Consider the following 20,643-nt stretch of genomic DNA (forward strand, 5'->3'; position numbering starts at 1 on the left):
TCTATCCATGTTTTTATTATCGCCATCAAGGCATACCTTCAATATACTCAATATCTTCTAGCGTGTAGAGCTTTTCTTTGCCTTCAACGCGAATCGAAACCTCCTCTCCTTCTTCTTTTTTCAACAGGGCTCTGGCGACAGGAGAATCTATGCTGATGTAATCTGGGTGGTGATCCAATTCATCAGGGCCAACAATACGGTAGCGCTTTACATTTTCTAACTCGTCTTCCAGAGTGATCCAAGCACCAAAAAAGACTTTACTGCGATCATTCGGAATACGATCCACTACAGTACAGGCTTCCAATCGCTTTTCTAAGTAGCGTACTCGGCGATCAATTTCTCTTAATTGTTTTTTTCCATATATGTATTCAGCGTTCTCAGACCTATCTCCTTGCGCGGCAGCTTCTCTAACAGAGTCAGTCACTTGAGGGCGTTTTTCTTTCCAGAGATATTTCAATTCAGCCAGTAATTTGTCGGCTCCCTCTTTGGTGATATAAGCAGATTTAGGGGCGGCAGGGGGACGGTAACGGCTCATTAATTTTTTTCCTATCATCTCAGTGGTTAAATTATGCAAGTAATTAATGAATGCAAATAAATAGCGACGTCTATTTTGACAGAATATACTGACTTTATCCTAACCAATTAACACACACACCAGAACCTCAGGGTAAAAGCCCACCTATAAACATCTAAGATAGATAGTTATTCAGCATTCATTACTGGATGGCGTTATTGTGTTCCAATTAACCCTGTTGGAAGGTAATAAGGGTTAACGCTATATCCGAAACGATTCTTTTATCCTAAAATTTACTAGCTCGAACTAAAAAGTTCGACATAAGGAATACAAGGAGTAAATATGAAACGTTTTACCGTATTAAACACACTAATAATAGGCACATTATTGTCCGCACAGGTCAGTGCAACCGAGTTTTTCTCACATACCATAGTGAATTTACCCAATGGACTTCACCATAATAGTGCCAGTTCATGGTCGAATGTAATCAATTCTCAGGCAGAACTTGAAACCTTCTATAACGATTTGCCAAAAGCGTTCAATTGTTATTACAACAATCTTAAAGTTCATACAGAACTGGAAGAAAACCCAAACTTACCTCGAGATAACAGCTGTCAATTCAGTATGGTTATTAATACTTCTAAAGAACCTGAAATACCCACTATAGATTTTGAGCAATTCACCTTTGTTCTGGGCGGAATTACTCGAAACTCTGGTTGTCACTCGCTGAATATTTATCAAGTTTCTTACTCTGGTAATGACGCCTATATCTCAGCCGAGGAGCGAATATTTAATGGTATATGCTCTATGGCCATAACCTACCCTAACGCAGGACTATTGATTCGTAAAACAGCGGCCGAAAATATCCATATATCTATGTCACAGTACAGTTATGCCCCTTATTAACGCGCTTACAGGATCATTGAAATCATGCTAATCAACCCCGACTCATTCCCACCAGCCTTAACGCCGTCAAAACAAGGTGCGGACTGGTGGTTGCCGCGTCATGAAGAGAAACTGACGCTTAAAGATTCGATGAAGTCCGTCGATCTGGTCTTTCTAGGGGATTCCATTACCCAAGCGTGGGAAACAAAAGGGGCAACCGTCTGGGAGGCATTCTATCGCCCTCTCAATGCTCTGAATCTGGGGTTTAATGGTGATCGCACAGAGCATGTTTTATGGCGTATTGAGCATGGTGCGGTAGATGACATCCAACCAAAATTACTGCTACTGTCAATCGGTACAAACAACACCGGACATAGACAAGACACCGCTGAAGAAACGGCGTTAGGTATCCAAAAAATTCTGTCTTTATTGCAACAAAAGCTCCCGTATACCTCAATTTTATTATTGGCCATATTCCCTCGTAGCGCGAAGCCAACACAAAGGATGCGTCGATTAAATAATGACATTAACCACATTATTCAATCCTACGCGGATAATGCAAAGATCTTTTACCTAGATATTAATCCTATTTTTCTTGACCAAAAGGGTAAACTAACCCGCGATATCATGGAGGACTTCTTACACCCAAATACCGATCAATACCCCATAATAGCTAAAGCATTAGAGCCTCATGTTAAGACCTTAATGAAAACCGGATATTGCCACCACAGCGACAGACACAAACCAAGATAGAATTCCCACAATAAAGCTTACCGCAAAACTAATTTTAACGAATACTCATACTTGGAAGCCTTTCCTCTCTTAACAGCGTACAGTGGAGCCGAATACAAACGAGTCATAAATTTTCGACAAGTCTAGGATGTGGAGTCCAGTATGCGAGTTTCATTCTTTCCCTTTACGACCTTTACTTTGTTTTTAGCCTGCTACCTCCCTACAGCTCATGCGGTTGATGACTGGTATCGCCCACCTGTGGCGCTAACTTGGCACTGGCAATTAGATGGCGAAGTAAATGAAAACTACCCGGTAGACTTATACGACATCGATTTATTCGATTCCTCTGTTGAACTGATTCAACGCCTGCACACCTCTGGCAAAAAAGTGATCTGTTACTTCTCTGCTGGGTCCTATGAAGACTGGCGACCAGATGCTAAACAATTCAAACAAAAAGACTTAGGAAAAACGCTTAGTGGTTGGGCCGATGAGAAATGGTTGGATATCCGCTCAAAATCGGTACGTAACATCATGTTAGCGCGTTTAGATCTAGCGGTAGCAAAAGGCTGCGATGGCGTCGAACCAGACAACGTCGATGGGCACCGTCAGTTCACCAGTTTTTCCTTACGCGCCTACCACCAATTAGACTTTAATCGCTTTCTCGCAAAAGAAGCCCATAAAAGAGGCTTAGCCATTGGTCTAAAAAATAATCTAGGACAAGCTAGAGCCTTAGTTAAAGTGTTCGATTTTGCGGTCAATGAGCAATGTTTTGAGTATTCAGAATGCCACTCTTTGAATGTCTTTATTGAAAATGGGAAACCGGTATTAAACGCAGAATATCGAAAAATCTATGTAGACGATGCAGACGAACGGAGGGCGATTTGTAAAGCGTCTCTTGATCAAAAGCTCAGCTCTCTGATACTGCCGTTGGCGCTAAACGATGCATTTCGTTTAAGCTGCCAGTCTGAGTTGTCTAGCAAATAGCCCTTTTTTAGTTCAAAGAACATCAAGGAAAACAGTTATTAGAGTATGGTTTAGCTAAATAAAAGTGTCGATCAAACCGATAATGTGAATACTGTTTTACCTTTTATTATAAGTACCTAATAGACTAATAACGAAAGGTAAAACCTCTGAGCTACCTTGAATCGTAGCCAATACTCACTTTATAGAATTACTTTGCCGACTTTTTGATAGCATCGAGATCTATAGCGGCGGTATCAGAAGACTTTAAACCTCCTTTTTTAGTCCGTTGTCGATAGATATTCTGATTCAAACTATTCATCAACTTTAAACAATCAAATTTTTGCCACTAGAGATTTAATCAAGGCACTGTGCTCCCCTTGAGATTTATAGGCCGCGAAGGCGCGCATTTCAATCACGGGGGCGCCTTCCACTTGATACAGTCGACCCGCTTCAATTTCTTGTTTCACCATCACATCGGGTAGGTAGGCCGCGCCGCCATTTTTTAATATTAGGTTTAATGCGACACGGCCACTGTTGACTCTAACCCGAGCTAAGGGACGTTGGGGAAAGTAGGACTCATGCATAACGGCGAAAGCCGTCCCCCATTCAACTCGAACATAGCCTTCAGCTACCGCCCTCTCTGTTGAAGTATCTTGCTTATCCGATACCAAAATCATGGGGACCATGGCCACCTCTTGCACGATTAAGCCTTTCATTGACGGAGGTTCATACATAAATCCGACATCAATCAGGCTTTGGTCGAGCTTTTCCACAACCCGTAAGGGGGTACTTTCTTCCGCTCGTAGGCTTAATTCTTTGTGGGACATGTGAATGTCATTGAGCCAGTCTTGCACAAAAATATCCCATAAGCTGGATACGGCGGCGACCACTAAACGCTGGTGATGTCGTTGACTTAATGCTGTGTCTTCATAAGCTCTTTCCCATGCTTTTAAAATGAAATTGGCATGTCGTTCGAGCCCCTCACCCGAAGGAGTCAAACTGATCTCATGATGTCGGCGAATAAAAAGTGACACCCCCATGACCGACTCCAGTTGCTTGATTCTAGCACTAACAGTGGAAGAGGAAACATTGAGATTGAGCGATGCTTGGCCAAAATTACGAGTTTTCGACACCTCCACAAAGGTTTTCAGTAACACCATATCCATATCAACATCCTATTTTTTTGGCCATAATAGCCAAATAATTTCGTTTTTCATGACGTTAAGTATCTCTTAAAATGATGCCATTGTGCAAAATTAACCACCCTTCTGATCTGCTATACCCCATAAGTAAAGAAGGAAAGCAAAAGAGTAGCCTGTGTTATGAAGTCAAACCTTAATTCATCCTCTAAAAATCGCACCCAAAACCTTTTCGTGTGGTTACCTTTTTTAGTATGGGGAAAAACACTCACTAGACAGGCCCTTTTAGCGGATTTATTGGCTGGACTGACGGGGGCCATAATCGTCTTACCACAAGGTGTAGCCTATGCCTTGATTGCCGGTTTACCCGCCGAATATGGAATCTATACTGCCATTGTGACGCCAATGATCGCCGGTTTATTTGGCTCTTCCCTGCATCTTATATCTGGTCCAACCGCCGCCATTTCTATTGTCGTTTTAAGCGTGGTTAGTAGCGTGGTTCCTCAGGGGACGGAGGCTTTTATTCCGGTTGTACTGACCTTGACACTGCTGACAGGGATGATTCAATTAGGCATGGGCTTAGCTCGCATGGGGACCCTAGTCAACTTTATTTCCCATACCGTTGTGATTGGGTTTACCGCTGGAGCCGCTATTCTCATTGCAACGAGCCAAATGAAGCATGCATTGGGCATTGTGATCGCGTCTGGCACCTCATTCTTTGAGAGCTGGCAAGTAATTTTACAGAATCTTGCGACCACCAATGTTTATTCCCTAAGCATTGCTCTCATTACTATTGCAGCCACCGTCTTAATCAAAAAAATTCACCCAAAAATCCCGCCTATGTTATTTGGCATGATTGTCGGGAGCTTGGCGTGTTTCTTATTAAATGGAGCGGAGCACAATGTGCCTCTCGTTGGTGCACTTTCAGGAAGCTTACCCGCACTGTCTTTACCCGATTTTTCAGCACAAACCATCAGCAGTATTCTTCCTGGCGCCATTGCCATCGCCATACTTGGTTTGGTTGAAGCCGTGTCTATTGCTCGGGCAATCGCCATTCGCTCCGGTCAACGCATAGATGGAAACCAAGAGTTTATCGGTCAAGGACTTTCAAATGTGATTGGTGGCTTTTTCTCTTGTTATCCAGGCTCAGGGTCATTTACTCGTTCAGGAGTGAATTACGACAGCGGGGCAAAAACCCCAATGGCATCGGTTTTTGCCGCACTCATACTCGTGCTTATCTTAATTTTGTCACCGGAAATCACAGCATATTTACCTCTACCGGCAATGGCTGGTGGAATTTTGCTGATTTCATGGAACTTAATCGACTCTCATCATATTGCGCAGATACTTCGTAGCAATAAGCAAGAGGCGGCGATTTTAATTGTCACCTTCTTGTCCACCCTAATTGTCGAGTTGGAGTTTTCTATCTATCTTGGGGTATTACTGTCGTTAATTTTCTATTTAAAACGAACGGCTAATCCTAGAATCATGGAGGTCGCACCGAAGACCATTGATCAAGGAACTGACCTACGAAGTATCTCCCGTTTTCAATTAGATGAGTGCCCACAAATAAAAATAGTTCGTATTGATGGTTCCATATTTTTTGGCGCCGCCGATCACATACAAAAAACACTGATTGAAATGAGCACCAATCTAAAACCGAAAACACATATGATTCTAATGTGTAACGGGGTGAACTTTATCGATGTCGCAGGCGCTGAAATGCTGTTACAAGAATCGGTGAGAATGCATAAAAACGGGCATTTCCTGCATTTTTGCGCGCTTAAAAATACAGTTAAAGATGAACTTTCTGCGAATAACTATTTAGAAAAGTTAGGGGATAATAACTTTTACCCAACCATTGATGACGCTCTCTCTAAGTTAATTCGCATGTTAAACATTAATGTATGCAACAATTGTACGAATCGTGTCTTTGCACAGTGTCCAATAGTCAAATAAACGAGTACCATCATTTAAAAGTCTAGAGCGAAAGCCGCACTGGTACTAACATTGAGTCATTGTTCCTTCAACTGACGACATCATTCTATTTATATCCGCCCCTAAAAAAATAAAGGCCAGTACCTAAAAGATACTGGCTTGCTCATCATAAATCGGATCATATACTATATGGGTTACCGTTATATTGTATATTAAATAACCGTAATGATAGCGTCTTCTGGCAAGCGTGATTTTGGTAAACCGTAATTATAGTCTTCACCTTCTTTATGGTAGCCCATTGCCAAAGCAACATCGCATATATAGCCATCCAGCTCGTCTTTAAAGGTTTCACCGATTAGCTCAGCATCCACACCTTCCATTGGTGTAGAATCAATACCTAAACGAGCAAGCGTGTGCAATGCATTGCCAAGAGCGATGTATAATTGCGCTTTGGTCCAGTGACCGTTAAACCCAGTTTCATCCGTATTCATTTCTGCAAAAGTAAAACCACCGTTTAGCATATTGTCATACATTTCAGCCGGTAAATGACCGGAAGAAACTTCAATATCAACCACTTTTTTATATTGGTCTTTAGTAAAGCTCGGGTTGTATGCCAATAGAATTATGTGAGACGCTTCTTTCGCATGATGTTGATTAAACTGAAATTTATTTTCAAATGTTGTATGCAAACGCTGTTTTGCCTCATCACTTTCAATAATAATAAACTTCCAAGGTTGAGAGTTTATTGAAGACGCCGACATACGTAATGCTTCTTTAATAACCTGCATATTTTCTGCAGAAATGCGCTTACTTGGGTCATACATTTTAGTGGTATAACGGCTATTAAGATCTTTGATGATTTGATGAGACACTTTTTTCTCCAATATATAATTCAATTAATGCATTCTTTCAAATAACATTCTAATGGGTTTGAGCAATCAGCCATCATTCAAATTGATGACGACTTAATTGCGTTTCAAATGCATTTTACGCTTCAAAAACCAAGAGTTCGATAGGCAAATCAAACACAGAGTATTGATAAAAATTACCACAATAAAAACACTAATTCCCCCATACTCAACTGAATCAATTGCATTCTTATGCACGATCATCCTATGGATCTAGGCCTTCATACGGTAAGCCAACATACTGTTCAGCGATTACTTTTTTACCACTTTCAGAACCAGTGTAATAGTTCAATTCCGACTCCGTATTGTCAAAGTTATGCAGCATATTGGTCATCCACCAAGAAAAGCGCTCCCCATCCATAAAAAAACGCCCCGGTAACAATCCATTATCGGGGCGTTTTTTAAGTGTGTTGCAATACTAATGCTAACCAACTTTGGCTATAACATGAGTAAGCAAGAAGAGAGCTTACTCCGCTTCTTTGTGTACATGCACATCCATTTGTGGGAATGGGATGCCAACACCTTGCTCGTCAAATGTGTATTTGATTTTTTCTAATACATCCGCTCTAACAGTCCAATAATCTGCCGCATTTACCCAAGGACGAAGAACAAAGTTTACTGAACTGTCAGCTAATTCAGAAACCGCGATGGTGCAAGCAGGATCCTTAAGAATACGCTCATCAGCATCCACAATTTCTTGCATTAAGTTTTTCGCTAGCTTGATATCCGCGTCATAACTAATACCAATAACTAGGTCGATACGGCGAGTTTTTTCTTTCGAAAAGTTAACGATCGCACCGTTTGCAATGGCCGAGTTAGGAATGATAATTACGCGATTATCTGGTGTTTTCATATAAGTAGAAAACAGCTCAATACGATCTACTGTTCCTGCTTGTCCCGCTGCATCAATAAAATCTCCGGCTTTAAAAGGACGGAATAAGATAATCAATACACCTGATGCAAAGTTAGACAGAGACCCTTGTAAAGCAAGACCTACAGCTAAACCAGCCGCACCAAGAATAGCAATGAAGGAAGTGGTTTCTACACCCAACTGCCCAAGCGCCATTAAAATAACACCAGCAAACATCAATGCATAAAGAATACTAGAAGCAAAACCTGCAACCGCCTTGTCTACATTTGATTTAAGCATTCTGCTTTCTAAAAACTTAGCGACTTTCGATGCTAGCATTTTACCGATTATAAAAATAACTATCGCAATAGCTAAATTCAACATCATTTCCATTATCCATGGAGCCATACCAGCACCCTGATCCAACATTTCGTTCATATTTTTAATCCTAGCTATCAAATAACATAAAAGTTATATATCAAAATCCACTTTAAATCGCCATTCGTCTAATAAAGACGACAGCTCTTTTTTCCCTTCTAGAGAGAATAATACACAAGACTGAGAATTAACCAAGTGACTTCCTGTTACATATTGTTCGTCTATCACTTCACATTGTTGTCTTAACGTATCTAACTGAGCAGAATGCGTAATGGTCACCCCTATAAAGAAGTGCCAATCCGCAATGGGTAAGTCGCCTAATATGGCGTGTTCAAGCAACCGTAAGCAATAATTTTTATTGACTCTGTAGTAAGGCATTTGCTGACTGAACTTTATATAGAAGAGCAGCAAGCCAACTAAGATTAAAAAGCAAGCCGCTACCGAAATAATAAGGTTCATAGGATTAAACTAGAGGAAAATTACTTAAGGCTTTTTGACCTCGCTTTAATGCATTTAAATGTTGCTCTTCGCATTGCTCCATCTGTGCACGAAACTTACGCTTTGCCTTCATCGGCAATTCGTTCCAACTTTCGTGCGTTGGGATATGTTCCGTTTCGGCATACACCCTATAAAACACACCAATATCTTCATGAGCAGAAAGGTCAAAACTCAGTTGGTCTAATAGTACTTTTACGCGTATAGAGGCTTCAATCCAGCCTAATTCTTCTGTACCAACCACTTTTAATAAAACACGAATACTCTCAATACGTTGAGCTCGGCCTTCTAAAAGCCTTCGCTCTGCTTCTTCCAATGTTTGCTTACGTTCATGATTTTTTTTCAATAAACGGATAATAAGCAGGACTAAACCTGCAATGGCCAAAATTCCGGTGGTTAAGGCTAAAAAGAAAACACTCAAGGACATATGGGGAAACCTACAGATTAAGCTAATAAATACATTAACCTAAATTCTAACACTATGCAGACAACCCATTACAGCAAATCTATCGCTTTCCAAAAAACGACACTATATTCAGCTCATGGAGGATACAAATGAGCCATCTAGTCACTCTTGTCTCTTTTTCATCGCTTTATAAGCGATATAACCAAAGCCCCCAAAGAAAGCCAACATCAGACCAACAGTAAGAACACCAGCAAGCACAACATCATCTAAAAACATAATCATCACCTCATTTGTTATGTTTTAAATGTAGCCTTTCCTTCAATTCTCACCTTGATATAAGTCAATATTTCTCAGTGCAAAAGGAGCCTAGCGGTGTCTTTATTGACATACATCAGTAAACGCTCCTCTAGAAAATAAAAAGGTCACTTTAGAAAGATTTTAATAGCACTTTTTGAAGCCATTTAGAAATATCGACAACTTGTTCAGGACAGACAGAATGAGGCATTTCATAAGATTCAAACTCTACCAGATAGGATTTATTCAATAGAACTTCTCTCGCATTCATTCCTAATTGAAATGGCACCACAGGATCTTCAGAGCCATGATGAATCAGAATAGAGGTACTACCATTCACATTTTCAGCCGCATCGGTTAAGGCATCAGATTCCACCAAATAAGTAGACAACGCCATAATTCCCGCTAACTTTGATTGTGTCGTTAAACCCAGTTTATAAGCAATCACACCGCCTTGAGAGAAACCAGCAAGTACAATGCGCTTACTTGGAATACCCGCTTCAATTTGAGCATTGATGATGGCTTCAACTTGAGCACAAGATTCAGCAATATTTTTACTGTCCACTTTACGCTCAATCGTCATTTCTAAAATGTCATACCAGGCTCTCATTTCCATGCCACCATTTATGGTAACAGGACGAATCGGAGCATGAGGAAAAATAAAACGCACACCCAATGACTCAGGAAGAGACAAGCTTTTTACAATAGGCTGGAAGTCATACCCGTCTGAACCGAGACCATGTAACCAGATAACAGCACTGTCTATTGATGAAGACGTTTCCACTACAACGCACTCTAATTCCTGCATTTACTTATTCCTCTTTGAAGATGTTCACTAACTTACACATTGCTATAAAGACAGAGGCCGCACACCTTTCCACTCTGATTTTTACTCTAATGGGAGCGACAACTGCATTGAATCGTTGGATGTTAACCTATAACCTAATCCAAGTAAGCGCACGGGTCGATTCTGGCGAGAAATAGCTTCTTTCATTAACATAATAAAAAACGTGTACTCTTGCCCTTTTTGATAGGCTTTCTCAACCGTTGTTTGCTGAAAGTTATCAAACTTCACCTTCACATAAAATTTACTAGGATTGAGCGTAGATTTTTTATTCTCCATTCGGCGCCTTAATTCTTCCATCAATTTAGGAACTTGCATTAAACACGCTTCGGTAGAAGCTAAATCCTTCTCATAGGTATGTTCAATAGAAAAGCTTTTTCGAATGCGATTCACTTGCACCTCTCGTTCATCAATACCCAATGCCAACTGCGATAAACGATGAGCAAAGCGTCCAAACTGCTGCGATAATATAGTAAAATCCAATTGCTGTAAGTCACCACAGGTTACCACTCCTAACTTATTCAACTTTTCTTGACCTACCTTACCAATTCCCCAAATCCTTTTTATGGGTATGGTTTTAACAAATTCAGCTTGATTCGAAGGAACAACAACAAATAAACCGTTCGGTTTATTCCAGTCACTGGCTACCTTAGCCAAAAATTTATTCGCTGCGATGCCAGCGGATACGGTAATTCCTGTGGACGCTTCAATCTTCTGACGAATTTCTTCTGCCATTAAGGTCGCACTGCCTCTACATAGAGAGATATCTGTGACGTCTAAGTAAGCTTCATCAAGGGAAAGTGGTTCAATAATAGACGTATACTCAGAAAATATTTGCCGCATTTTCTGAGAGACATCACGGTACTTTTGCATATTCCCTGGAATAATGGTGAGATGGGGACATTGTCGAACAGCTTGCGCCGATGACATCGCTGAACGAACACCATATTCACGGGCGACATAATTGGCAGTGGAAATAACCCCTCGAGAATTTGCCGCACCTCCAATCGCTAAAGGAATATCACGTAGCTTTGGATTGTCTCTCATTTCTACTGCCGCAAAAAAACAATCCGCATCAATATGAATGATTTTTCTCTGGGACATAGGTCACAACAAAAAAGATAAAAAAACAAAAATACCACAAACACTGTATATAAAAACAGCTTTTTGATCACCAGAAATAATTGACGGCAAGAATCGTTAATATTTTCAGCCAATTTTACCAACGACAAAATTATTCTTTAAGATATGTTATAAAGAGCCGTAAACTAATTACTAAAGGTCAATAAAATAGGACAGAATGAATATGAATTATATACTCCCCCTATTCCTTATTTTATTAATAGGCTCTCTCTCTGGGTGCAGTTACTCTTATCACAAAACATCAAGTGCAGAAGAGATTGCTAGACCAAGTAATCCGCTACAAATTTCCAAGAAGGATGATGCAACAGAACAAAGCAAACAACAAAAGGCTCCGCGGAAAATTATTATTTACCGAGTTCATTAATTAAGATCATGTTAATAAAATGCCACCATCGATTACACGTGGTACGATTAAGAAAAGATTAGGAGACATTGCAATGCGCTTTCTGAAACCCATGTACTTTTTATGTTTTGCCAGTTTATTTTTAACGGCATGTAATGCGATTCAAAATGCTAATAAATGTACAAGTATTGCGCCTTGTAATGGCAATACTGTGAATAACTCGTTAGCTGAAAATAGCGCTAATAGCAGCCCATTTGAGATTGTTGATGTTATTCCCAGAGAGCCTATTATCATCAATGCTACTGGATATTCAGCGCCAATAAGCAACAAAAAATTCTCTAAGTCACAAGCTAAACTATTATCCTTACGAGGATCAAAGCTAGATGCTTACCGCAACCTATCAGAACGTGTTTATGGTTTAAAGATCAATGGCACTTCTACACTGAGTAACATGATGACTCAAAATGATGAACTACGAACCTTTGTAGATGCCTATCTTGTAGGCGCAAAAGTCATCTCCCAAAGGGAGTTAGACGATGGCAGCTTTGAAACGGTCGTTGAAATGGCCCTACAAGAAAACTTTCGTCGATGCGCTGGCTCACCAGAAAGTATAAAATCCAACCCAGCCTGCCAAATTAGACCGTCATATCAAAATGTAGGATCACAAAAAGCACAAAATCAAACTAATAATTTTTATTCAGTCGAATAATGAATATGCGATTAAAACAGATTAGCCTCAGCCTTTTGAGCGCCTTAATATTGAGTTTCCCTTTAGCATTAAGTGCAGCCAGTATTGAGGCATCCGGCCAAGCTATTATTTACAATAGCGACATTGAAGATGCACGTTACCGAGCAACGGAACAGGCCATAAAACAGGCCGTATTACAATCTAGTGCGTTATTGATGTCGCACGATAAGCTAGATAATGGACAACTAAGCTCTTCGATGCACCTGCAAGCTTCTGGATACGCTGAATCGACAAAAATACTCTCTGAAGTCATTAGCGATAATATTCTAAAAGTACGTATCTCTACCGATATTACGGATGAGATGCAATGTAGAAATGGCGCCACAAACCTCTACAAAAAATCAGTGGGTATTACAGGCTTCGCTCTACAAACACCACAGCAGGCTAGTTTAGGGGCATTACATAACATCCCCAGAGCCTTCCCTAAAAGTTTAACAAACGAAATCAACAGACAAGGCTATCTACACGCCCTAGCCGCCACCAATATTCGCATTTACCCCGATCTAATCAATGCACCGACGTCGACAAATGTGGATGGATCCTTAACCGATGTGGCTAGAATAGGGGAAGATCTAGGTGTTCAATATGTTATCAGTGGCGTCATACGAGACATAGATGAAGTTAATCCTAAACATCCAGATGAAGATACCCCTCTTAACTCTCTTTTAAAATGGGCGAATAAAGAAACCAATGAACGTAATATGATGCTTGATATCTATATATACGATGGTTTTAGCGGGGCACTGTTGTTTGAAGAGAGTTATCAAGAATCTGGAGACTGGACACCTGATCGAAATAAAAAAATGGGGTTTGGTTCATCCGCATTCTGGAAAACCAGTTATGGCCACATTGTTCAACAAGTTTTATGGCAAATCTCCTTAGACGCCAGCGAGAAACTACGTTGCCAACCTTTTGTAGCCAACATTTTTAGAACAGAAGGCAACAAAATACATATTAATGCTGGATCTTTATCTGGAATAAAAAAAGGGGATAAGTTTAATGTATATCGCCGGTATGAAATTTTCGATCAATTACAAAATGCACAAACACAGCTCAATAATGCCAATATCAATGTTACTATTACCCAAGTTCAGCCTAACTTTGCTATTGGCGAACTCGCTGTTGATGCAAGAATTTTAAATGTACAACAACAAGATGTTGTTATCGCTTGGTAAATCACTACAATCAACAAAATACTTTTTTTAACAAGGACATCACATGAACAACGAATTGCTACACCACTTAGAACAACGTATTAATCAAGCTGTTGAAGAAATTAATGCTCTAAGAGGAAAAATTTCTGACCTAGAAATGAAAAACTACGAATTAAGCGAAGAAAAAACTGAGCTAGAAGCTAAATTCTCTCAGCAAGAAGAACAACAAGCTAATTGGGAAAATTCACTAAACGGTATGCTTTCTCGCTTAAACCAGTTGGATAAGCATCAATGAAATATGCTGTCGCCGCTGCATTGATGCTAACAACATTAAGTGCCAATGCAGCTGGCACTTGGTCAACTTTACTAAATTATGACCACATTTTTAGTCAGCCGTCCACAGCGACAAGCAATACCGCATCTATCATTTCTGGCTCTATGGAATACGCCTTCCCAAGAAGCTTAGCTTTTTATGGGGGAGCGTCTTTTTTCCTACAAGACAGTTTTGAAAGTACGCTCAATATTGGCGCTCGCTTTTACAGTGCAGACCCTATTCTCAATATGGGAAATATTCCTGTGTGGAGCTTTATTGGCTTAGGTAATTATTTTGTCGATGATAATGCTTATTACCCTGAAATAGGGCTTCGCATTGGTGTCAACCAACTGTCTCGAGTTGATGTTAGCTTGAAAGTTTTAAACAGTAGTAACACCGCATACGACAATCATGCCGCCGTTGGTATTGGTTTTGCATTTTAATATGGGAATTCACTAAGCACCTCTCTCTGTTTATTATTTTATTTAACAGTAAGGGGGCTTTATATCCCCTTTACAGCTCAATATTATTGCTGTGTAAAGCACTAGCACTTTACACAACATATGAAGCGATTAGGTTTTGTTTTTATGGATCAACTTATTCAGCAACTTCAGTATAAAGTTGCATCTCTACTCCAAGAGCTCGATGACGCTCATGCAGAAATAGCCAGGTTAAAAAATGCGGCTTCTGCTACAGATAGCGAAAATACAACATCTCCCTACGATTTATTAAGCCAAATGAGTAACTTAACGCCTAATGATCAATTGCAGCTCTATATTGAAGATTCCCTTGATTCTGACTCATCCGCTTCGATTCAAACAACCAACATAAATGGAGACTTTGAAAACCAACTTAGCTTTGATCTACCTCCAGAAACGGGATCATTGGGCTCAATACTAGACACTACAGAGCCAACTCTATCCATCCAAAATAATGCATATGCTACTGAGAACCAAGTGACTTTAAAAGATTCATCAAACAACGAAGAACAAGTAACAGAGAACACAATCATTAATAAATCAAAAGAAAATGATATTCCGGAAGTTGAAGAGACCTCTACAACCCTAGAAACTGAAAGCAGCGACACGTCTGAAAGTCAGCAATTAGCGAAAAAACGTAAAAAGAATAAACAGAACAACATTAAGTTAATTCAGTTACTAGAAAAGAAATACCCTAAAGCCTTTAATTGGAACAACCCATCTCCTCTGAAGATAGGTATAGACAAAGAAATGCAGATCGATGATGAATTGACTGAAAGCAAATTAAAACGCGCCTTAGCCGCGTATACGCGATCTGACAGATATAAGAAAAGCCTTACTAAGCAGAAACTGCGCATCGACTTAAATGGCAAGCCGATATTGCCTAAAAAAGCAGCCCATAAGCCATCTAAAGAAAAAGCAACAGATGCAATAAAGAAAGAGCCTCGCCAAACTGAGCCGAAACAAGAAGCACCAAAGGATGATGGCTTATCAAATGAAGAAAGAATGAAGAAAAAATTAGCAATGTTACTTTCGAAAAATAAACACTGATTTTTCAAAAAAACTATTTACAAAGCGCAATGGCATAGATAATATATGCCGCGCTGCTGTGGAGGGGTTCCCGAGTGGCCAAAGGGAGCAGACTGTAAATCTGCCACGAAAGTTTCGGTGGTTCGAATCCACCTCCCTCCACCACTTCAGCATCTTCTGATATATCTCTTACTTTAGTCTCAAAAATAAACAGATTAACTTCAATACAAATAAGTGACGTTTTCTTTTATTTCTTTTGCTAACAACCTATCGAAACACTCACCCCACGCTATCAAACAGATAATCGCTCAACAACACCTCGAATAAACATCTCACTATCAACTCCGATAACAGCACAGACCCACCTCTCCAGTAATTAAAAACTCAACACCAACACAGCCCCAAAAAAGAAACCACAACAATCACACAGAATCCACCCTCAGGCACTCTAGACTCAAAGAATTAGCGATTAGCGATTAGCGATTAGCGATTAGCGATTAGCGATTAGCGATTAGCGATTAGCGATTAGCGATTAGCGATTAGCGATTAGCGATTAGCGATTAGCGATTAGCGATTAGCGATTAGCGATTAGAATCAAAGAAGCAACAAAAAAGAAATTCAATGCAGAATTAAATCTAGAAAAGAAAACAAGGAGAGTATGAGAATGGTGGGTCGTACTGGATTCGAACCAGTGACCAATTGATTAAAAGTCAACTGCTCTACCAACTGAGCTAACGACCCGCTCATATACTAAAAATTACAATGGTCGGAGTAGAGAGATTCGAACTCCCGACATCCTGCTCCCAAAGCAGGCGCGCTACCAGACTGCGCTATACTCCGATGGCTCCTCGAACTGGACTCGAACCAGTGACCCAATGATTAACAGTCATTTGCTCTACCAACTGAGCTATCGAGGAATCAAGAATTTCTAGCAAGAAATTGTCATGAAAAGTATAGTGGTGGGTCGTACTGGATTCGAACCAGTGACCAATTGATTAAAAGTCAACTGCTCTACCAACTGAGCTAACGACCCAACTATAATATTCATCAGTAATGGGGTGGACGATGGGGCTTGAACCCACGACCGCCGGAATCACAATCCGGAGCTCTACCAACTGAGCTACGCCCACCATTACTAGGTGGTGATAAAATTAGTGGTCGGAGTAGAGAGATTCGAACTCCCGACATCCTGCTCCCAAAGCAGGCGCGCTACCAGACTGCGCTATACTCCGATGGCTCCTCGAACTGGACTCGAACCAGTGACCCAATGATTAACAGTCATTTGCTCTACCAACTGAGCTATCGAGGAATTACTAATTTTTTGCCGCAACACACTTTTAGTTAAAGTGGCGGAGGAGGAGAGATTCGAACTCTCGGTAGGCTATTAACCTACGCCAGTTTTCAAGACTGGTGCATTAAACCGCTCTGCCACCCCTCCGTTGCGAGCGAGGTGTATATTACTGATTTCAAAATTCAGTGCAACCACTTTTTGCATTTTTTTTAATATTTTTCGCTTTTTTCTACTACATAGCCTTCTTCAGCCCTTGGTTTAACCCAAACATTAGAAAACCAGTGATAATTTGTACTTTTTTTAACCGGCATAGTGCAATTAATCCGCCCTCTACCGTAAGAAAAGGCTTTCTTCGCCGTAATGGACACTTTTTGTTCAGTTAGCCAATTAATATCGGCTTTACCTTGTCCAGACACATAACAAGTAAACTCTTTGGTACGATATTGGCCTTCTTTAAAAGAAAGAGTCATAGACACAGGCTCTTCCCCTGCAAAATCTCCCCCGGTATCTACCTTTGTTAGCGGCATTGGAACTGAAGATAGTTTAGTTTTTAATGTCGATAACTTTGCATAAGCACCAGATGCGGGAAAACGAGGTAAATTTGAGAAATCAGAGTCCGAGCTTACAACACCGGATTGCTGCCCAAAACCAACGATGTCCAACTCCTCTAAGAAAGAACGAATCAACTCATTGGATTCCCCATAGGGATAAGCTAACATTTTGGGCGAACTTCCTAGCGTCTCAACCAGTAAACTCTCAACTTCTAGCACCTCTTGTTTTATTCTCGCAAACCAAGCTGAGAAACTTTCCTCTTCATTATGTCGCATCATATAAGGGTGACTCATCGTATGATTCGCCATGACGGCACCATACTGCTGCATTTCCCTCATCTCGTCCCAGGTTAGAAAGTTACGATTCTTATGTAAAACAGGGTCGGTATTAATAAAAACCGTAAAAGGAAAGCTTTTCTCTTTTAAGATAGGAAAGCCTTTTTCATAAATGTTTTTATAAGCATCATCAAACGTTATCGCAACCGCTTTATCAGGAAGACCCTCCCCGTTTCTTAACTTCTTTATTCCAGAGGATAAATCAATAACTTGATAACCATCATTTTCTAAGAACTCCAAATGTTCTCGAAACTGTGCTGGTGTCACAGAGGTCGAAAAAGGGGTTTCTTCCCCTACATGATGATACTGCAGTATAGGGAGATGAAATTGTTCGGCTTGAATATATGAAGACAGCAATATGGAGCCCCCAATACATAACCCGGCTGATAGTTTAACGATGGACATTTTTTCACCTATTCATAAATGATCAAGACATAGTATCAAAAACAGGCGCAAGTAACGTTTGTAAAACATAATATAACAAAATCTCATGTCTATTTTATGACAACTGTTATGGTCAAAATAGCATCTCGCTGCATCTGTTTAGTTTTTCAACAGTCTTCTAAACTCAATAGAACATCAACAAGCAAAAGCAGGTACATAGTATGAGCAAAATAACTTTCTTAAATAATCTTGAACACCAACTCGCTGAACTTAAAGAACAGGGATTGTTTAAAGAAGAGCGCATGCTAAAGTCACCTCAAGCCGCGAGTGTTATCGGTAATGATGATCAACCTCTTATCAACCTTTGCGCTAATAACTACTTAGGGCTTGCGAATAACGAAGACCTTGTGACTCATGCAAAAAACGCTCTAGATAAATACGGTTACGGTATGGCCTCTGTACGCTTTATTTGCGGCACACAATCTATTCATACTGAATTAGAGAATCAATTAAGTGATTTTTTGGGGATGGAGGATACGATCCTTTATTCTTCTTGCTTCGACGCCAATACAGGGCTATTTGAAACTCTACTAACAGATAAAGATGCCATCATCAGTGATTCCTTAAATCATGCAAGTATTATAGATGGTGTGCGTCTATGTAAAGCGAAACGCTTCCGCTATCAGAACAATGATATGCAAGATTTAGAGTTGCAACTGCAAAAAGCCATTGAATCAGGAGCCGAAACGACATTAATCGTTACCGATGGCGTATTCTCTATGGATGGCATTATTGCGAACCTTAAAGCGGTATGTGACCTGGCAGACAAATACGATGCTCTTGTCATGGTAGATGATTCTCACGCAGTAGGCTTCCTAGGAGATAACGGTCGAGGCAGCCACGAATATTGCGATGTCATGGGTCGCATTGATATTATCACTGGCACCTTAGGTAAAGCACTAGGAGGTGCCTCTGGTGGCTATACAAGTGCATCAAAACCGATTATCGAATGGTTACGTCAACGCTCTCGCCCTTACTTGTTTTCTAACTCATTAGCGCCTGTCATTGTCTCAACGACACTGCATGTATTAGAAAAAATACAATCGGGTCATGAAGCTCGCCAAGCGCTCAAACAAAACAGCGAATATTTTCGTGAGAAAATGACTCAACTTGGATTTACACTTGTACCGGGAGACCATGCCATCATCCCTGTGATGTTGGGTGATGCCAAAGTATCCCAAATTATGGCCGCAAAACTCTTTGAAAAAGGCGTTTATGTTACTGGTTTTTATTACCCTGTCGTCCCTCTTGGAAAAGCAAGAATCAGAACACAAATGTCAGCTACACTTACCCAAGAACAATTGGATTATGCTATCGAAGCTTTTGCCTCTGTAGGCAGAGAATTGAATATTATTGGAGCGTCATAAATGAAAACCCTAGCTAAAACACACAATACTCCAGGTATATGGATGACAGATGCAGACATCCCAGAATATGGTAATAATGATGTTCTCATTAAAATCCGCAAGACCGCTATTTGTGGAACGGACATGCATATCTATCATTGGGATGATTGGGCGCAAAAAACCATTCCAGTTCCGATGGTAGTAGGTCACGAGTTTATTGGTGAAATTGCGGCTTTGGGTCCAGAGGTCACTGAGTTTAAAATAGGTGATCGAGTTTCTGGTGAAGGACACATTACCTGTGGCCACTGCCGTAATTGTCGAGCTGGACGTAGGCACCTTTGCGGGAAAACCATTGGTGTCGGCGTTAATAGAACAGGGGCTTTCGCTGAATACCTAGTTATTCCAGCCACCAATGCGTTCAAAATACCCGATAATATCTCTGACGATTTGGCGGCGATTTTTGACCCCTTCGGTAACGCGGTTCATACTGCTCTGTCTTTTGATTTGATTGGTGAAGATGTCCTAATTACCGGAGCGGGTCCTATTGGAGCAATGGCAGCGGCCATATGTCGTCATGTTGGTGCTCGCAATGTTGTCATCACAGATGTTAATGATTTCCGCCTGGATCTTGCAAAAAAATTGGGCGCGACTAGAGTGGTCAATGTTGCCAAAGAAGACATTAAAGATGTGATGGCTGAAATGGGGATGAAGGAAGGCTTTGACGTTGGTCTTGAAATGTCAGGCAACGGACAAGCATTTAACGCTATGCTCAATAATATGAATCATGGAGGCAAGGTGGCCATGCTGGGTATTCCAAGTGAAGGGACCGTCATTGACTGGAACCAAGTCATTTTCAAAGGGTTGCAGCTGAAAGGAATTTACGGTCGAGAGATGTTTGAAACTTGGTACAAAATGGTCGCTATGCTGCAGTCAGGGTTAGACATTAGCAGTATCATTACCCATCATTTCTCTGTTGATGATTTTCAGTTAGGTTTTGATGCCATGGCATCAGGGCAATCAGGCAAAGTCATCTTAGACTGGACCTAAGCAACTAAAAAGGTATATTTTTGAAGAGAATTGGCGCGATGACTTGCGTCAATTCTATCTAAAAGGTAGCGTT

Annotated in this window: 22 protein-coding genes and 9 tRNA genes; 12 read left to right on the top strand and 19 right to left on the bottom strand. The window is 40.5% G+C overall.

All coding sequences use genetic code 11. From position 1 onward, the window contains the following. Window positions 1-25 precede the first annotated feature (25 nt). Window positions 26-535, bottom strand: coding sequence for a transcription elongation factor GreB (greB, locus tag O1D97_RS10810; protein WP_269125514.1), 510 nt, complete (start codon window positions 533-535; stop codon window positions 26-28). Window positions 536-856: 321 nt separating this feature from the next. Between greB and O1D97_RS10815 the strand changes: the two genes are divergently transcribed. The 3 genes from O1D97_RS10815 to O1D97_RS10825 all read left to right on the top strand — a co-directional run bounded on the left by O1D97_RS10815 (window position 857) and on the right by O1D97_RS10825 (window position 3,115). Then, on the top strand, window positions 857-1,420 hold the full coding sequence (locus O1D97_RS10815) for a hypothetical protein (RefSeq protein ID WP_269125515.1): 564 nt from the start codon (window positions 857-859) through the stop codon (window positions 1,418-1,420). Between the two features lie 24 nt (window positions 1,421-1,444). Further along, on the top strand, window positions 1,445-2,152 hold the full coding sequence (locus O1D97_RS10820) for a GDSL-type esterase/lipase family protein (protein WP_269125517.1): 708 nt from the start codon (window positions 1,445-1,447) through the stop codon (window positions 2,150-2,152). Window positions 2,153-2,293: 141 nt separating this feature from the next. Beyond that, entirely contained in the window at window positions 2,294-3,115 is an 822-nt protein-coding gene (locus O1D97_RS10825; RefSeq protein WP_269125519.1) for an endo alpha-1,4 polygalactosaminidase, read from the top strand. A gap of 311 nt (window positions 3,116-3,426) precedes the next feature. On the opposite strand, the gene O1D97_RS10830 is transcribed toward O1D97_RS10825, so the two are convergent. After that, complete coding sequence (locus O1D97_RS10830) at window positions 3,427-4,260, bottom strand: LysR family transcriptional regulator (protein ID WP_269125520.1); 834 nt, start codon at window positions 4,258-4,260, stop codon at window positions 3,427-3,429. Between the two features lie 156 nt (window positions 4,261-4,416). Between O1D97_RS10830 and O1D97_RS10835 the strand changes: the two genes are divergently transcribed. Continuing rightward, window positions 4,417-6,192, top strand: a complete 1,776-nt coding sequence (locus O1D97_RS10835) for a SulP family inorganic anion transporter (RefSeq protein WP_269125521.1) — start codon at window positions 4,417-4,419, stop codon at window positions 6,190-6,192. A gap of 191 nt (window positions 6,193-6,383) precedes the next feature. Here O1D97_RS10835 and O1D97_RS10840 read toward each other — a convergent pair whose 3' ends face one another. From O1D97_RS10840 to dinB, 8 genes are all read right to left on the bottom strand, one after another. Next, window positions 6,384-7,043, bottom strand: a complete 660-nt coding sequence (locus O1D97_RS10840) for a nitroreductase family protein (protein WP_269125523.1) — start codon at window positions 7,041-7,043, stop codon at window positions 6,384-6,386. 241 nt (window positions 7,044-7,284) lie between these two features. Beyond that, entirely contained in the window at window positions 7,285-7,440 is a 156-nt protein-coding gene (locus O1D97_RS10845) for a hypothetical protein (RefSeq protein WP_428981114.1), read from the bottom strand. A 105-nt stretch (window positions 7,441-7,545) separates the two neighbouring features. Beyond that, on the bottom strand, window positions 7,546-8,367 hold the full coding sequence (locus O1D97_RS10850; RefSeq protein WP_428981115.1) for a mechanosensitive ion channel family protein: 822 nt from the start codon (window positions 8,365-8,367) through the stop codon (window positions 7,546-7,548). Window positions 8,368-8,400: 33 nt separating this feature from the next. Continuing rightward, window positions 8,401-8,766, bottom strand: a complete 366-nt coding sequence (locus O1D97_RS10855) for a hypothetical protein (protein WP_269125525.1) — start codon at window positions 8,764-8,766, stop codon at window positions 8,401-8,403. A gap of 4 nt (window positions 8,767-8,770) precedes the next feature. Then, entirely contained in the window at window positions 8,771-9,229 is a 459-nt protein-coding gene (locus O1D97_RS10860; RefSeq protein ID WP_269125526.1) for a DUF2489 domain-containing protein, read from the bottom strand. A 141-nt stretch (window positions 9,230-9,370) separates the two neighbouring features. Continuing rightward, the gene (gene ccoM, locus O1D97_RS19630) at window positions 9,371-9,484 is read right to left on the bottom strand and encodes a cytochrome c oxidase subunit CcoM (RefSeq protein WP_330221473.1); all 114 of its coding nucleotides are present in this window, start codon (window positions 9,482-9,484) and stop codon (window positions 9,371-9,373) included. A 151-nt stretch (window positions 9,485-9,635) separates the two neighbouring features. Beyond that, window positions 9,636-10,310 carry an alpha/beta hydrolase gene (locus tag O1D97_RS10865; protein WP_269125528.1) on the bottom strand — a complete coding sequence of 225 codons (675 nt, stop codon included), beginning with the start codon at window positions 10,308-10,310 and terminating at the stop codon, window positions 9,636-9,638. A gap of 81 nt (window positions 10,311-10,391) precedes the next feature. Further along, complete coding sequence (gene dinB / locus O1D97_RS10870) at window positions 10,392-11,450, bottom strand: DNA polymerase IV (RefSeq protein WP_269125530.1); 1,059 nt, start codon at window positions 11,448-11,450, stop codon at window positions 10,392-10,394. A 422-nt stretch (window positions 11,451-11,872) separates the two neighbouring features. Here dinB and O1D97_RS10875 point away from each other — a divergent pair, with 422 nt between their 5' ends. The 6 genes from O1D97_RS10875 (at window position 11,873) to O1D97_RS10900 (ending at window position 15,720) form a co-directional block, all read left to right on the top strand. Then, on the top strand, window positions 11,873-12,541 hold the full coding sequence (locus O1D97_RS10875) for an LPP20 family lipoprotein (protein WP_269125532.1): 669 nt from the start codon (window positions 11,873-11,875) through the stop codon (window positions 12,539-12,541). A gap of 50 nt (window positions 12,542-12,591) precedes the next feature. After that, entirely contained in the window at window positions 12,592-13,755 is a 1,164-nt protein-coding gene (locus O1D97_RS10880; RefSeq protein WP_269125533.1) for a flagellar assembly protein FlgT, read from the top strand. 43 nt (window positions 13,756-13,798) lie between these two features. Continuing rightward, complete coding sequence (locus O1D97_RS10885; RefSeq protein ID WP_191601364.1) at window positions 13,799-14,029, top strand: cell division protein ZapB; 231 nt, start codon at window positions 13,799-13,801, stop codon at window positions 14,027-14,029. Next, complete coding sequence (locus O1D97_RS10890) at window positions 14,026-14,490, top strand: hypothetical protein (RefSeq protein WP_269125536.1); 465 nt, start codon at window positions 14,026-14,028, stop codon at window positions 14,488-14,490. The genes O1D97_RS10885 and O1D97_RS10890 overlap by 4 nt, the downstream gene beginning before the upstream one ends. 144 nt (window positions 14,491-14,634) lie before the next feature. After that, entirely contained in the window at window positions 14,635-15,576 is a 942-nt protein-coding gene (locus O1D97_RS10895) for a ProQ/FINO family protein (protein ID WP_269125538.1), read from the top strand. A gap of 60 nt (window positions 15,577-15,636) precedes the next feature. Further along, window positions 15,637-15,720: transfer RNA gene (locus O1D97_RS10900), tRNA-Tyr, on the top strand. A 500-nt stretch (window positions 15,721-16,220) separates the two neighbouring features. Here O1D97_RS10900 and O1D97_RS10905 read toward each other — a convergent pair. From O1D97_RS10905 to O1D97_RS10945, 9 genes are all read right to left on the bottom strand, one after another. Beyond that, window positions 16,221-16,296 (bottom strand) — tRNA-Lys (locus tag O1D97_RS10905). Window positions 16,297-16,318: 22 nt separating this feature from the next. Next, window positions 16,319-16,395, bottom strand: a tRNA-Pro gene (locus tag O1D97_RS10910). A 1-nt stretch (window position 16,396) separates the two neighbouring features. Further along, window positions 16,397-16,472: transfer RNA gene (locus O1D97_RS10915), tRNA-Asn, on the bottom strand. Between the two features lie 40 nt (window positions 16,473-16,512). Next, a tRNA-Lys gene (locus O1D97_RS10920) sits at window positions 16,513-16,588 on the bottom strand. Between the two features lie 21 nt (window positions 16,589-16,609). Continuing rightward, window positions 16,610-16,685 (bottom strand) — tRNA-His (locus O1D97_RS10925). A 25-nt stretch (window positions 16,686-16,710) separates the two neighbouring features. Next, window positions 16,711-16,787, bottom strand: a tRNA-Pro gene (locus O1D97_RS10930). Window position 16,788: 1 nt separating this feature from the next. Further along, window positions 16,789-16,864 (bottom strand) — tRNA-Asn (locus tag O1D97_RS10935). Between the two features lie 38 nt (window positions 16,865-16,902). Next, a tRNA-Ser gene (locus O1D97_RS10940) sits at window positions 16,903-16,993 on the bottom strand. 62 nt (window positions 16,994-17,055) lie between these two features. Then, the gene (locus O1D97_RS10945) at window positions 17,056-18,138 is read right to left on the bottom strand and encodes a polysaccharide deacetylase family protein (protein WP_269125540.1); all 1,083 of its coding nucleotides are present in this window, start codon (window positions 18,136-18,138) and stop codon (window positions 17,056-17,058) included. Window positions 18,139-18,338: 200 nt separating this feature from the next. On the opposite strand from O1D97_RS10945, the gene O1D97_RS10950 reads away from it, so the two are divergent. Then, window positions 18,339-19,544 carry a glycine C-acetyltransferase gene (locus O1D97_RS10950; RefSeq protein ID WP_269125542.1) on the top strand — a complete coding sequence of 402 codons (1,206 nt, stop codon included), beginning with the start codon at window positions 18,339-18,341 and terminating at the stop codon, window positions 19,542-19,544. After that, window positions 19,545-20,570 (top strand): L-threonine 3-dehydrogenase, encoded by a 1,026-nt coding sequence (gene tdh, locus O1D97_RS10955; RefSeq protein ID WP_269125544.1) that lies wholly within the window; start codon window positions 19,545-19,547, stop codon window positions 20,568-20,570. Window positions 20,571-20,643 lie beyond the last annotated feature (73 nt).

It is taken from the genome of Marinomonas phaeophyticola, assembly GCF_026966905.1.
GTDB classification, from domain to species: Bacteria; Pseudomonadota; Gammaproteobacteria; order Pseudomonadales; family Marinomonadaceae; genus Marinomonas; species Marinomonas phaeophyticola.